Origin of the sequence: Pseudomonas sp. B111, from assembly GCF_026428275.1 — a bacterium.
In the GTDB taxonomy this organism is placed as follows: Bacteria; Pseudomonadota; Gammaproteobacteria; order Pseudomonadales; family Pseudomonadaceae; genus Pseudomonas; species Pseudomonas aeruginosa.
Genome location: NZ_CP097857.1, coordinates 4,724,710 through 4,737,434 on the forward strand (window position 1 = coordinate 4,724,710; position 12,725 = coordinate 4,737,434).

At 69.3% G+C, this 12,725-nt stretch carries 11 protein-coding genes; 6 read left to right on the plus strand and 5 right to left on the minus strand.

Annotated elements, in window-relative coordinates:
- Positions 1-172 precede the first annotated feature (172 nt).
- Both M6E97_RS21950 and M6E97_RS21955 read left to right on the plus strand, forming a co-directional pair.
- The gene (locus M6E97_RS21950) at positions 173-2,119 is read left to right on the plus strand and encodes an FAD-dependent oxidoreductase (protein WP_003095725.1); all 1,947 of its coding nucleotides are present in this window, start codon (positions 173-175) and stop codon (positions 2,117-2,119) included.
- Between the two features lie 77 nt (positions 2,120-2,196).
- Positions 2,197-2,796 (plus strand): helix-turn-helix domain-containing protein, encoded by a 600-nt coding sequence (locus M6E97_RS21955; protein ID WP_003095727.1) that lies wholly within the window; start codon positions 2,197-2,199, stop codon positions 2,794-2,796.
- A gap of 48 nt (positions 2,797-2,844) precedes the next feature.
- On the opposite strand, the gene waaA is transcribed toward M6E97_RS21955, so the two are convergent.
- Positions 2,845-4,122: a lipid IV(A) 3-deoxy-D-manno-octulosonic acid transferase gene (gene waaA, locus M6E97_RS21960; protein WP_003109887.1), complete on the minus strand. Its 1,278-nt coding sequence runs from the start codon at positions 4,120-4,122 to the stop codon at positions 2,845-2,847.
- Between the two features lie 35 nt (positions 4,123-4,157).
- Positions 4,158-5,042 carry a LysR family transcriptional regulator gene (locus M6E97_RS21965; RefSeq protein ID WP_003109888.1) on the minus strand — a complete coding sequence of 295 codons (885 nt, stop codon included), beginning with the start codon at positions 5,040-5,042 and terminating at the stop codon, positions 4,158-4,160.
- 84 nt (positions 5,043-5,126) lie between these two features.
- Here M6E97_RS21965 and M6E97_RS21970 point away from each other — a divergent pair, with 84 nt between their 5' ends.
- From M6E97_RS21970 to M6E97_RS21985, 4 genes are all read left to right on the plus strand, one after another.
- Positions 5,127-5,459, plus strand: a complete 333-nt coding sequence (locus M6E97_RS21970; protein WP_003095735.1) for a DMT family transporter — start codon at positions 5,127-5,129, stop codon at positions 5,457-5,459.
- Between the two features lie 60 nt (positions 5,460-5,519).
- On the plus strand, positions 5,520-6,695 hold the full coding sequence (locus M6E97_RS21975; RefSeq protein WP_003109889.1) for an NAD(P)/FAD-dependent oxidoreductase: 1,176 nt from the start codon (positions 5,520-5,522) through the stop codon (positions 6,693-6,695).
- Positions 6,692-7,504 (plus strand): aldo/keto reductase, encoded by an 813-nt coding sequence (locus M6E97_RS21980; protein WP_003095738.1) that lies wholly within the window; start codon positions 6,692-6,694, stop codon positions 7,502-7,504. Before M6E97_RS21975 ends, M6E97_RS21980 begins: the two co-directional genes overlap by 4 nt.
- A 168-nt stretch (positions 7,505-7,672) precedes the next feature.
- Positions 7,673-8,593, plus strand: coding sequence for a hypothetical protein (locus tag M6E97_RS21985; protein WP_003114542.1), 921 nt, complete (start codon positions 7,673-7,675; stop codon positions 8,591-8,593).
- Between the two features lie 24 nt (positions 8,594-8,617).
- On the opposite strand, the gene M6E97_RS21990 is transcribed toward M6E97_RS21985, so the two are convergent.
- The 3 genes from M6E97_RS21990 to hldE form a co-directional block, all read right to left on the minus strand.
- The gene (locus tag M6E97_RS21990; RefSeq protein ID WP_003095742.1) at positions 8,618-9,826 is read right to left on the minus strand and encodes an acyl-CoA dehydrogenase family protein; all 1,209 of its coding nucleotides are present in this window, start codon (positions 9,824-9,826) and stop codon (positions 8,618-8,620) included.
- Positions 9,827-9,874: 48 nt separating this feature from the next.
- Positions 9,875-11,164, minus strand: coding sequence for an acyl-CoA dehydrogenase family protein (locus M6E97_RS21995; RefSeq protein ID WP_003135655.1), 1,290 nt, complete (start codon positions 11,162-11,164; stop codon positions 9,875-9,877).
- A 127-nt stretch (positions 11,165-11,291) separates the two neighbouring features.
- Complete coding sequence (hldE, locus tag M6E97_RS22000) at positions 11,292-12,716, minus strand: bifunctional D-glycero-beta-D-manno-heptose-7-phosphate kinase/D-glycero-beta-D-manno-heptose 1-phosphate adenylyltransferase HldE (RefSeq protein WP_019485811.1); 1,425 nt, start codon at positions 12,714-12,716, stop codon at positions 11,292-11,294.
- Positions 12,717-12,725 lie beyond the last annotated feature (9 nt).

The window sequence follows — 12,725 nt, forward strand, 5'->3', positions numbered from 1 at the left end:
TGCGTCTCCTCTTGTTCTTGTTGTGGAGTGGATCGCAGCGAGCCGCCGGGAAGCGGCCACGGGACAGAAACTATCCAGTCGATTTTAAAAAAACAAGTTGATTTTTTACTGATGGTAAATTCATATCCTGTTTCTGAAGCGCGCCGCGAGAACAACAAGAAGGACGCCAACCGTGAATTTCCCGCACCTGTTCAGCCCCCTGGAAATCCGGGGCAAACGCCTGAAAAACCGCATCATGTCGAGCGGCCACGACACGTCGATGCCTACCGACAACCTGGTCAACGAGCCACTCGTCGCCTATCACCGCGCCCGGGCCCGCGGCGGCGCCGGACTGATCGTCATGCAGGTGGCGGGGGTCCACGACAGCGCGCGCTACACCTCGCACGTGCTGATGGCCACCGACGATGCCTGCATCCCCGGCTACCGGCGGGTCGCCGAGGCCTGCCACGCCGAAGGCTGCGTGGTGCTGTCGCAGATCTTCCATCCCGGGCGCGAGATCATGGAGTCCGCCGACGGCCTGCTGGCGGTGGCCTATTCCGCCTCGGCCTCGCCCAACGAACGGTTCCGGGTGATGCCGCGCGAACTCGACCAGCCGCTGATCGACGAGATCGTCGCCGGCTACGCCGCCGCCGCGCGCCGCCTGCACCAGGCAGGGCTGGACGGGGTGGAGGTGGTCGCCAGCCATGGCTACCTGCCGGCGCAATTCCTCAACCCGCGGGTGAACCGCCGCACGGATGGCTACAACGGCGACCTCGATGCCCGCCTGCGTTTCCTCCGCGAAGTGCTGGCGGCGGTGCGCGCGGCCACCTCCGAGGACTTCATCGTCGGCCTGCGCCTGTCCGCCGACGAGCGCGACCCCGAGGGTCTCAGCGAAAGCGAGTCGCTGCAGGCGGCCGAGGCGGTCCAGGGCGAGCTGGACTACCTGCACATCGTCGCCGGCACTTCGGCCTCCCTCGGCGGCGCCATCCATATCGTCCCGCCGATGGCCATCGAGCCGGCCTACCTGGCCCGCGAAGCCGGTACCTTCAAGGCGCGCCTGGCGATCCCGCTGTTCGTCACCGGGCGCATCAACCAGCCCCAGGAGGCCGAGGCCATCCTCGCCCGAGGCCAGGCCGACGTCTGCGGCATGACCCGCGCGCTGATCTGCGACCCGCAGATGCCGAACAAGGCCGAGGCCGGGCGCAGCGACGACGTGCGCGCCTGCATCGCCTGCAACCAGGCCTGCATCGGACATTTCCACCGAGGCTATCCGATCTCCTGCATCCAGCACCCGGAAACCGGCCGCGAGCTGACCTACGCAACGCCCAATCCGCCCTCGCGGCGCAAGCGCGTGCTGGTCGCCGGCGGCGGCCCGGCGGGGATGAAGGCGGCCGCGGTGGCGGCACAGCGCGGCCATGAGGTAGTGCTCTGCGAGGCCGGCGCCCAGCTCGGCGGCCAGGTCAACCTGGCGCAACTGCTGCCGCGCCGCGCCGAATTCGGCGGCGCCTCCACCAACCTGCAACGGGAGATGCAACTGGCCGGCGTCGAGGTACGCCGCAACACGCCGGTCGACCGCGCGCTGGTGGAGCGCGAGCGGCCGGACCTGGTGATCGTCGCTACCGGCGCCGAACCCTACTGGCCGCCTTTCGAGCGCGGCGGCGAGCTGCAGGTGGTGGATGCCTGGCAGGTGCTGCGCGGCGAGGTGCGGGTCGGTCGTTCGGTGCTGGTCACCGACTGGCGGGGCGACTGGATCGGCCCCGGTATCGCGGAAAAGCTTGTACGCGAGGGCCACCAGGTGCGCCTGGCGGTGAACGGCACCCACTGCGGCGAGAGCCTGCCGCTGTACGTGCGCGACCAGTTGGCCGGCGAGCTGCACCGCCTGGGTATCCCGGTCACGCCCTACGCCCGCCTGTACGGCTGCGACGATACCACGGTGTACATGCAGCACAGCGCCAGCGGCGAGGCGATGCTGTTCGAGGAGGTCGATACCCTGGTGCTATGCCAGGGCCACCAGCCGGTGGACCGCCTGGCCGACAGCCTGCACGGCCTGGCGGAGGTGCTGCGGATCGGCGACTGCCTGGCCCCCCGCACCGCCGAGGAGGCGATCTACGAAGGGCTCAAGGCCGCCTGGAGCATCTGAGCGGCGCGGCCGCGGCTCCCTCGACGGGTCCCGGCCCAGCCCCTAGAATGCCGCAAACGCAGCCAGGACCCCGCCGCATGCCCCGCCCGTCACCGCCGGACGCCACCGACACGCCGCGCAGCGAAACGCACTTCCTCGGCACCCGCATCCGCGGCCTGCGCAAGCGCCGCGGCCTGACCCTGGCCGAGCTGGCCGCACAGAGCGAACTCACCGCCGGCTACATCAGCCAACTGGAACGCAACCTGGCATATCCGTCGATTCCGGCGCTGTTCAACATCGCCCGCAGCCTCGGCGTGACCATCCAGTGGTTCTTCGCCAGCGAGGCCGCGGTGGACCCGGCGGACGCCGGCTACGTGGTGCGGCGCAACACGCGCATGAGCGTGCATTACGAAGACGGCATCATCGACGAACTGCTCACCCCGCAGCCCAGCCGCCAGTTGGAGATCCTCCACTCGCGTTTCCCGCCGGGCACCTACAGCCAGCAGAGCTACAGCCATGAGGGCGAGGAAGCCGGCTACATCCTCAGCGGAATCTTCGAACTCTGGGTCGGCGACCGCCATTTCCAGCTCCGCGAGGGCGACAGCTTCAGCTACTCCAGCCAGGAACCGCATCGCTACGGCAACCCAGGCGACAGCGATACCCTGGTGCTCTGGGTGATCACCCCGCCGACGTTCTGAAACGCCCTGTCGCGATGCAGGGCCAGGGGAGCGCCGACGGGGCGGGCGCTACCCGCCGCGCTCGAGCAACCGCGCCAACCCCGCCAGCAGCCGCTCCAGGGCGCCCTGGTTGTTGCGCAGCACCTTCTCTCCGGCAGTGGCCATGGCCGTCGCGACCTCCGGCTGCGCCCACAGGCGCGTGAGGCCGTCGCACAGCTCGCCGGCATCCGTCACCTCGAGCAGCGCCCCGGCGTCGCGCAATTGCGCGGCGATGTCGAGGAAGTTGAACAGGTGCGGACCGGCGAACACCGGCTTGCCCAGGGCCGCCGGCTCCAGCAGGTTGTGCCCGCCGTTGGGCACCAGGCTGCCGCCGACGAAAGCGATGTCGGCCAGGGCATAGAGGAACAGCAGCTCGCCCATGGTATCGCCGAGCAGCACCTGGGTCGCGCGTGCCACCGGCTCGCCGCCGGAGCGCCGGACCGTGGCGAAGCCTTCGCGGCGGCATAGCTCGTGGACGCCGGCGAAGCGTTCCGGATGGCGCGGCACCAGGATCAGCAACGCGTCGGGACGCGTTTCCAGCAGGCGCCGGTGGGCTGCCAGGACGATCTCGTCCTCGCCGGCATGGGTGCTGGCGGCGATCCACAGCGGTCGCGCCGTCGCGTCCCATTCCTCGCGCAGGGCGGCAGCGGCCAGCGGCAGCTGCGGGTCGATGCGCAGGTCGAACTTGATCGAGCCGGTCACGCTGACGCACTCAGGACGCGCGCCGAGACGACGGAAGCGCTCGGCCTCGGCCTCGGTCTGCACGGCGATCCAGGACAGCTCGGCGAGCATCGGCCGGGTCAGCCCGGCGAAGCGCGCGTAGCCACGCGCCGAGCGCTCGGACAGGCGCGCATTGGCCAGCGCCACCGGGATCCCGCGCACGGCGCAGGCATGGATATGGTTGGGCCACAGCTCGGTTTCCATGATCACCGCCAGGCGCGGCCGCACCCGGTCGAGGAAGCGCGCCGCCGCCCAGGGCAGGTCGTAGGGCAGATAGCAGTGCCGGACCTGCTCGCCGAACAATGCGCGGATGCGCTCCGAGCCGGTCGGGGTCATGCAGGTGACGGTGACCGGCAGCTGCGGATGGCGCTCCAGCAGCGCCCGCACCATCGGCGCGGCGGCGATGCTCTCGCCCACCGAGACGGCGTGCACCCAGATGCCGCCGGGCGGCACCTCGGGCAAGGACAGGGAAAAACGCTCGCCGATGCGCTTGGCGTAGGCCGGCGCCTGGCGCGCGCGCCACCACAGGCGCAACGCCACCAGCGGTAAGCCGAGGTGGAACAGCAGGGTATAGAGGGTACGGTTCATGGGCGCGCAGCTTAGCAAAACTCCCGCCGACCGGCTCAGCCGATGGCGCGCAGGTGGCGGGTGAAGGTTTCGCCGAGCCAGGCCGCCGCCGGGCCGAGCACCTCGTTGCGCCGCCAGACCAGTTCGACCACCAGCGACGGCGGCGTCCAGTCGCTGGTCAGCTCCACCATCAGCCGGTCGTAGGTGGGGTACTGCACCACGTGCCGCGGCAGCCAGGCCCAGCCGAGGTTGCGCATCAGCAACTCGGCCATGGAATAGAAGCTGTCCAGCCGCCACACCTGCGGGCTGATCTGCTCGCCGCCCGGATAGCCGCTCTGCTGGGGCACGATCAAAAGTTGCCGGTGCTGTGCCAGCTCGCGGCGACTGACCCGTTGCAGCCCGGCCAGCGGGTGGCCGGCGCCGCACACCGTGACCATCTCGACGCTGCCGAGGCGCCGCCGCTCCAGCGACTCAGGCATGCGCTCATGGTGGAACAGCAGGCCGAGGTCAGCCTGCTCCTCGAGCAAACGACGGGTCACGTCGCCCTGGCCGCCGCTGGACACCTGCACCTCCAGACTGGGAAAGCGCTGCGCCAGCGCTTCCAGGCTGTCCAGCACCGGCTGGTAGGGCATCGCCTCGTCCTGGGCCAGGCGCAGCCGCGGCTCCTCGCCGCGCGCCAGGCCCAGCGCGCGCCCCTGCAGGCGCTCGCACTGGCGCAGCACCTCGCGCGCCTCCGCCAGCAGCACCCGGCCCTCGTCGGTCAGGCGCGGCTGGCGTCCGCTGCTGCGTTCGAACAGGGTGACGCCGAGGTCCGCCTCCAGCAGCGCGATGCCGTTGCTCACCGCCGATTGCACCCGCTTCAGTTCGCGGGCGGCGGCAGAGAACGACTGGCGCTCGGCGACGCTGACGAACAGGCGGATCTGCTCCAGGTTCCACTGCATAACCTATCTCCAATACAGATAGGTAACGACTTTATCCCATCCGCCGGCTCCCTAGAATGGCCGCAGTTTCCGGAGGACGCCGCCATGACCAATTATCTCTACCTCGCCATCGCCATCGCCGCCGAAGTGGTCGCCACCACCTCGCTGAAAGCCGTCGCCGGATTCAGCAAGCCACTGCCGCTGCTGCTGGTGGTGGGCGGCTACGTGCTCGCCTTCAGCATGCTCGTGCTGGTCATGCGCACCCTGCCGGTCGGCGTGGTCTACGCCATCTGGTCCGGGCTCGGCATCGTCCTGGTCAGCCTGGTGGCGATGTTCGTCTACGGCCAGCGCCTGGACCCCGCGGCCCTCCTCGGTATCGGCCTGATCATCGCCGGCGTGCTGGTGATCCAGTTGTTCTCCCGCGCTTCGGGGCACTGAACGACCGTCGCGGGCGCAGGTTGTATACTGCGCCCTTTCCGTTCCCGATAAGGCAGCCCCATGCCCCAAGCCCTTTCCACCGACATCCTCATCGTTGGCGGCGGTATCGCCGGCCTCTGGCTGAACGCCCGCTTGCGCCGGGCCGGCTACGCCACCGTGCTGGTGGAAAGCGCCAGCCTCGGCGGCGGACAGAGCGTGAAGTCGCAGGGGATCATCCACGGCGGCGCCAAGTACGCCCTGCATGGCGCCCTGACCGGCGCCTCCGAAGCCATCGCCGACATGCCGCGGCGCTGGCGCGCCTGTCTCGGCAGCGACGGCGAACTCGACCTGCGGGGCGTACGCCTGCTTTCCGAGGCGCACTACCTGTGGTCGCCGGGCGGCCTGGCCGGCAGCCTTACCAGCTTCTTCGCCAGCAAGGCGGTGCGCAGCCGGGTCGAGCAGGCCAAGGGCGAGGATTTGCCTCCGGCGCTGCGCGACAAGGGGTTCAAGGGCAAGGCCTACCGCCTCACGGAAATCGTCTTCGACGTCCCCGACCTGATTCGCCGCCTGGCGGAACTGGCCGGCGACAGCCTGCTCGCCGGCGAGCGCATCGAACCGCTGCGCGAAGGCCGGGAACTGGCCGGCCTGTGCGTCGACGGCCGGGAGATCCGTGCCCAGCGCGTGGTGCTCAGCGCCGGTGCCGGCAACGAGGCGCTGCTCCGCGAACTGGGCCTGGAACAACCGGCCATGCAGCGGCGGCCGCTGCACATGGTGATGGTCAAGGCGGCGACCCTGAAACCGCTGTACGCCCACTGCCTGGGGGCCGGGCCGAAGCCACGGATCACCGTGACCACCCATCCGACCCGCGACGGCCAGTCGGTCTGGTACCTCGGCGGCGACATCGCCGAAGCCGATGGCGTGGCCCGCGACGAAGCCGCGCAGATCGCCGAAGCACGTCGCGAACTGGCAAAGCTGCTGCCCTGGATCGACCTCGGCCAGGCGCAGTGGGCCACCTTGCGGGTGGATCGCGCCGAGCCGGCACAGTCCAACCTGTTGCGCCCGGACAACGCCTTCCTCGCCGAACAGGGACGCCTGCTGGTCGGCTGGCCGACCAAGCTGGCGCTGGCCCCTGACTTCGCCGACCGGGTCTGCGCCCGCCTGGAAGAAGACGGCATCCGCCCCAGCGAACATGCCGCGCTGCCGCAACTGCCGCGTCCGCCGCTCGCCGAACCGGCCTGGGAGGTAGCCTTCGCATGATCAGGGATACCCTCCACGACCTGCACCGCCCGCTGGGCGACACCGGCCTGGCCGTTTCGCCGCTGGGCCTGGGCACCGTCAAGTTCGGCCGCGACCAGGGAGTGAAGTACCCTTCCGGCTTCACCATCCCCGACGACCGCGAAGCCGCCGACCTGCTGGCCCTGGCCCGCGACCTCGGCATCAACCTGATCGACACCGCCCCGGCCTACGGCCGCAGCGAGGAACGCCTCGGCCCGCTGCTGCGCGGCCAGCGCGAGCATTGGGTGATCGTCAGCAAGGTCGGCGAAGAGTTCGTCGACGGCCAGTCAGTCTTCGACTTCTCCGCCACGCATACCCGGCGCTCCGTCGAACGCAGCCTGAAGCGCCTGGAGACCGAGCGGATCGAGCTGGTGCTGGTGCATTCCGATGGCAACGACCTGGATATCCTCGAGAACAGCGAGGTCTACCCGACTCTCGCCGCGCTCAAGCGCGAGGGCCTGATCGGCGCCTACGGACTCTCCGGCAAGACCGTCGAAGGTGGCCTGCGCGCCCTGCGCGAGGGCGATTGCGCGATGGTCACCTACAACCTGAACGAGCGCGCCGAGCGCCCGGTCATCGAGTACGCCGCGGCCCATGCCAAGGGCATCCTGGTGAAGAAGGCGCTGGCCAGCGGGCATGCCTGCCTGGGCGCCGGACAGGACCCGGTGCGCGCCAGCTTCGAACTGGTCTTCGACCAGCCGGGCGTCGCCGCCGCCATCGTCGGCACCATCAATCCGCTGCACCTGGCCCATAATGTCGCGATGGCCGCGCAAGCCCTGAAAAAGGCCTGAACCATACATCGGCTGCAACATCCGCGGGTTGACACCCGCGGTGCATTCCGCTGCCATGTTCCTCCCGAACGAGCCGTATCCCGCCTGCCGCCCTCGCCTCCGGTGGCCGGTGCATCGAACGTGAGCCTCCGTCCCGCCCCGGCGCGATGACCCGACAAGGAGCCCCGTATGCCCCGCATGCTCGCCCGCAAGGATCCGTCCGCCTTCAAGACCCTGCCGCTGCTGGTGGAGGCCTCCCCGGACGGGCTGGTCTACCAGGCCCTCGGCCTGCCGCTGAACTTCCAGCAGATGCTCGTACGCCGCCGCCGCATGGAGGTAGCCGACCCGCAGCGCTTCGTCGCCGAGCTGGCCAACCTGGGGGTCTCGGTGCGCTTGACCCTGAACTGGCAGGGCCGCGACTACTGGGTGCTGGTCCGTCAGCGCCGGCTGGACCGCGGCGATACCGTGCTCAAGCTGATCTCCGGCTACGTACCGGCCCACGAACTGAACCTGCCGCTGCTCACGGCGATCCAGGAAGTCGCCGAGGAATGCCTGGTGGAGACCGCCGGCGGCTGGCTCGGCGGGCGCTTCGGCGACACCTGGCTGCCGACGCCCTACCAGGGTTCGCTACGCTACCGGGAGAACAGCCACTTCGTCCTCACCCCGCTGTCCGGCGCCGCCCGTCCGGTGCAAGCCGGCAGCCTGCGCTTGCTGGAGCGCCCACGCGCCTACGTACACCTGCCCACGGCCTCGCTGCAACTGGTCTACGACATGCGCCTGGAGCTGCCGCGCGATGCGCGCGAGCCGAGCCTCTACCATGTCGACGAGCGGCTCGAGAGCGGTCCGCTGGTGGCGCGCCTGGACCGTCGGCGCCCCGATCTCTACCTGCTGCCGCTGGACCAGGGGCGCCCCACCGGCGACCTGTTCACCCTGCGCAAGGGCCAGTTGCGCCCTGCGGCCACCCGCGGTCTGTGGTTGGCCGAGAGCTTTGCCGTACAGGACGGCTGGCTGGTGCATGAGGAACGCATCCGTTTCCGCGACTGGCTGGCACTGTGGCCATCCAGCAACGGCGACCAGGCCGGCGGTGGGCGCGACCGCGCCAGCGCCTGAACCGGGCGGGCTTTGCCGCCCTTTCTACTTCAACTGGCTGGAAGACTTGCCGAGCAGGCGGCGAGCGACGATGAGCAGCTGGATCTGCTGGGTGCCCTCGAAGATGTCGAGGATCTTCGAGTCCCGCGCCCACTTCTCCAACAGCTCATCCTCGGCGTAGCCGAGGGCACCAGCCAGCTCCACGCACTTCAGGGTGATCTCGTTGGCCACCCGTCCAGCCTTGGCCTTGGCGATGGACGCTTCCTTCGAGTTGGGCAGCTTGTTGTCGGCCATCCATGCCGCCTTCAAGGTCAACAGGCGCGCTGCCTCCCACTCCGCCTCCAGGCGATAGAGAGTGGCCTCGGCGTGGCTGACGGTGAGCAGCGGTTTCCTGTAGTCGAACTTGCAGCCAGCCTTCTTCAGCAATTCGCGGGTCCGGTCCAGCGCCGCCTTGGCCACCCCGACGGCCATGCCGGCCACCAGCGGGCGGGTATTGTCGAAGGTCTCCATGACCCCGGCGAAACCCTTCTGCACGTCGACCTCGGCGTTGCCCAGCAGGTTCGCGGCCGGCACCCGGCAATCATTGAAACTGATCGAAGCGGTATCCGAAGCCTTGATCCCGAGCTTCTTCTCCAGGCGCGTCACGGTCATCCCCGGCGTGCCCTTCTCGACCACGAAGGACTTGATCGCCGCCCGCCCCAGGTTGCGGTTCAGGGTGGCCCAGACCACCACGGCATCGGCCCGCTCGCCGGAAGTGACGAAAATCTTCTCGCCGTTCAGTACATAGTGGTCGCCATCCTGGGTCGCGGTGGTGCGAATCGCCGCCGAGTCCGAGCCGCAGCCCGGCTCGGTGATCGCCATCGCCGCCCAGGTGCCGCCGAAGCGCTGCAACTGCTCCTCGTTGGCCACCGCGGCGATCGCCGCGTTGCCCAGCCCCTGGCGCGGCATGGCCAGGAGCAGGCCGACGTCGCCCCAGCACAGTTCCATCACGCCGAGCAATGCCGACAGGTTGCCGCCGTTCTTGATGCCCTCCTCTACCTGCTTGCCGGCGCGCTTGCTCGCCGAGGTCGCGCCGACAGCCTCGGGCGAGCCGCTGTTCATGCCGTCCAGCAAGGCCGCGAGCAGGTCCAGCTCCTTCGGATAGGCGTGTTCGGCCTTGTCGTACTTGCGCGAGATCGGCCGGAAATAGTTTTCCGCGACCTGATGCGCCTGGTTAGCCAGGCTGCGGAATTTCTTCGGGGTTTCCAGGTACATGTCGATTCCTCGTTCACTCGTCGCGGCGGACCGCGCACTCGCTCGGGTTCACAGGTGCAGGCCGCCGGCCATCAGCGCTACCGCGCGCAGGTCGCGGTACCAGCGCTCGGCCGGATGCTCCTTGGTGAAGCCGTGGCCGCCGAGCAGTTGCACGGCGTCGGTGCCGATCTTCATCGCCTTCTCGGCGCACAGCAGACGCGCCAGGTAAGCCTCGCGCTGGAACGGCTGGCCGCGCTCGGCCAGGGCGCAGGCGCGCCAGACCATCAGGCGCATGGCGTCCAGTTCGATGGCGATGTCGGCGACCATGAAGGCGACCCCCTGGCGATGGCTGATCGGCTCGCCGAAGGCCTCGCGCTCGTTGCAGTAGGCGATCACGTAGTCCAGCGCCGCCTGCCCGGTGCCCAGCGCCAGGGCACACCAGGCCAGGGCCGCGTGATCGAGGAAGGCCCGGTAGTCGAAATGCTCGGCGGCCAGGCGGTTGTCCGCCGGCACCTTGACGCTCTTCAGGCGCAACCGAGCGGTGCCGCCGGCCTTCAGTCCCATCGCCGGCTCGGCACGTCGCTCGACGCCCTTGGCGGAGGCTTCCACCAGGAACAACGCAGGCCCCTCGTCGGTCTTCGCCGCGACGATCAGGCGGCTGGCCTCCAGGCCGCGCAGGACCAGGCATTTCTCTCCGGAAAGCAGGTAGTGACTGCCCTTGCGCCGGGCGCGGGTCGCCAGTTTCTGCGGGTCGAACAGCAGACTCGGCTCGTTGACCGCGATGGCGGTGAGCGGCGCCCCCTCTTCGCTGACGAACGCCGGCAGCCACTGCGCCTGCTGCGAGGGGCTGCCCCAGCGGCGGATGCAGTTGGCCGCCGACAACGGCACCAGCAGGGCCGCCGCCAGCGACAGATCGCCCTTGGCCAGGGCCTCGGCGATAAGGGCAGTGGTCACCGTGGTGCGCTCACCGGCCATGCCGCCGTGCACCTCGCCGACCCCATAGTGGGTCAGGCCCAGCTCCAGCGCCTGGTTGAGCAGTTCCGCCGGCAGGCTGGCCTCGGCATCCGCGTCATGAGCCAGCGGACGCAACACCTCCAGGGCGAAGCCTTCGAGCATGTCCACCAGCATCTGCTGGTCGTCGGAGAACGACAGGTCGAACAACCCGTCCGGATCGGCCTTGCGCGGTCCCTTCGCCTGCTTCGCCGAACGCTCGCTGGCCAGGCGGAAGCCGGTACGGCTGCCGCTGTAGAGCAGTTTCTCGAAGGGTTTGCGAAGATTGAAGCGATCCGGCCAGTCGGCCTGGGCGACACGGTTCAGTACAGCCAGGGCACGGCCCTGTACATCGGTGCTCATGGGCATCTTGCTCCACGCAGGATGGGATGCCCGGATCATGCGCCGCCGCATGGGCAGCGCCTATGACCGTCTCGCCGAAGGGAGTTGTCAGGCCAGCCAGTCATCCGCCAGGGGCGACCGGCCGGGGAAAGGCTCAGCCTTTCTGGCGGATCTTCTCGACGATGGCGGTGGTGGAGCTGTTCTCCACCAGGCCGAGCACCCGTACCTCGCCGCCGTAGGCCTTGACGATCTGCGCGCCGACCACCTGCTCGACGCCGTAATCGCCGCCCTTGACCAGCACGTCCGGACGCACCTGCTCGAGCAGGCGCTCGGGAGTGTCTTCGGCGAAGCTCACCACCCAGTCCACCGCGCCGAGCCCGGCGAGTACCGCCATGCGCCGGTCCACCGAGTTGATCGGCCGGCCAACGCCCTTCAGGCGAGTGACCGAGGCGTCGTCGTTGACCCCGACGATCAGGCGGTCGCCCTGGGCGCGCGCCTGTTCAAGGTAGGTCACGTGGCCGGCGTGAAGGATGTCGAAGCAGCCATTGGTGAAGACGATCTTCTCGCCGTGGGCGCGGGCGTCTTCGATTGCCAGCAGCAGTTGCTCCAGGCCCAGCACGCCACGCTCGGAACCCTGCTCGCGCTGCACCGCGCGACGCAGTTCGGGCGCGCTGATCGCCGCAGTACCCAGCTTGCCGACCACGATGCCGGCGGCCAGGTTGGCCAGGCCCACCGCGGACGGCAGCTCCTCGCCGGCGGCAAGCGCCGCGGCCAGGGTGGAGATGACCGTATCGCCGGCACCGGTGACGTCGAACACTTCCCGCGCCCGCGCCGGCAGGTGCATGGCCGGCTGGCCATGGCGGAGCAGGGTCATGCCATGCTCGCCGCGGGTCACCAGCAAGGCGCCGAGGTCGAGTTCGCTCATCAGCGCCTGGCCCTTGGCGACCAGTTCGGCTTCGTCGGCGCAACGGCCGACGATGGTCTCGAATTCGGACAGGTTCGGGGTGATCAGGCTGGCGCCGCGATAGATGGCGAAGTCCTTGCCCTTGGGATCGGCCAGTACCGGAATGTTGCGCGCCCGCGCCGCCTGGATCAGCACCTGGTGGTTCTGTAGCGCGCCCTTGCCGTAGTCGGACAGCACCAGCACCTTGACCTTGGCCAGCAGCGACTCGACGTCCACGGCCAGGGCCGCCGCGTCGGTGCGGAACGGTTCCTCGAAGTCGACCCGCAGCAGTTGCTGGTGACGACTCATGACCCGCAGCTTGACGATGGTCGGCTGGCTATCGATGCGCTGGAAGCGCGCGTCCACTCCAGCGGCCTTGAGGCTGTTGGCCAGGCTGTCGGCGGCCTCGTCGCGGCCGGTGACGCCGACCAGCAAGGCCTGTGCGCCCAGCGCGGCGATGTTCAGCGCGACGTTGGCGGCGCCGCCGGGGCGGTCCTCGTGCTGTTCGACGCGGACCACCGGCACCGGGGCCTCCGGCGAAATGCGCGAAGTCGCGCCATGCCAGTAGCGGTCAAGCATCACATCACCGACCACCAACACCGGGGCCTGGTCGAAACGGGGCATGGACAACTTCATGGGAACTCC

Excerpts from the sequence above, each read along its gene's own strand:
- M6E97_RS21965 (WP_003109888.1), bottom strand. The coding sequence starts at position 5,042 with ATGCAGTGGAACCTGGAGCAGATCCGCCTGTTCGTCAGCGTCGCCGAG.
- hldE (WP_019485811.1), bottom strand. The coding sequence starts at position 12,716 with ATGAAGTTGTCCATGCCCCGTTTCGACCAGGCCCCGGTGTTGGTGGTC.
- M6E97_RS21980 (WP_003095738.1), top strand. The coding sequence starts at position 6,692 with ATGATCAGGGATACCCTCCACGACCTGCACCGCCCGCTGGGCGACACC.
- M6E97_RS21985 (WP_003114542.1), top strand. The coding sequence starts at position 7,673 with ATGCCCCGCATGCTCGCCCGCAAGGATCCGTCCGCCTTCAAGACCCTG.
- M6E97_RS21955 (WP_003095727.1), top strand. The coding sequence starts at position 2,197 with ATGCCCCGCCCGTCACCGCCGGACGCCACCGACACGCCGCGCAGCGAA.
- M6E97_RS21990 (WP_003095742.1), bottom strand. The coding sequence starts at position 9,826 with ATGTACCTGGAAACCCCGAAGAAATTCCGCAGCCTGGCTAACCAGGCG.
- M6E97_RS21970 (WP_003095735.1), top strand. The coding sequence starts at position 5,127 with ATGACCAATTATCTCTACCTCGCCATCGCCATCGCCGCCGAAGTGGTC.
- M6E97_RS21975 (WP_003109889.1), top strand. The coding sequence starts at position 5,520 with ATGCCCCAAGCCCTTTCCACCGACATCCTCATCGTTGGCGGCGGTATC.
- M6E97_RS21995 (WP_003135655.1), bottom strand. The coding sequence starts at position 11,164 with ATGCCCATGAGCACCGATGTACAGGGCCGTGCCCTGGCTGTACTGAAC.
- waaA (WP_003109887.1), bottom strand. The coding sequence starts at position 4,122 with ATGAACCGTACCCTCTATACCCTGCTGTTCCACCTCGGCTTACCGCTG.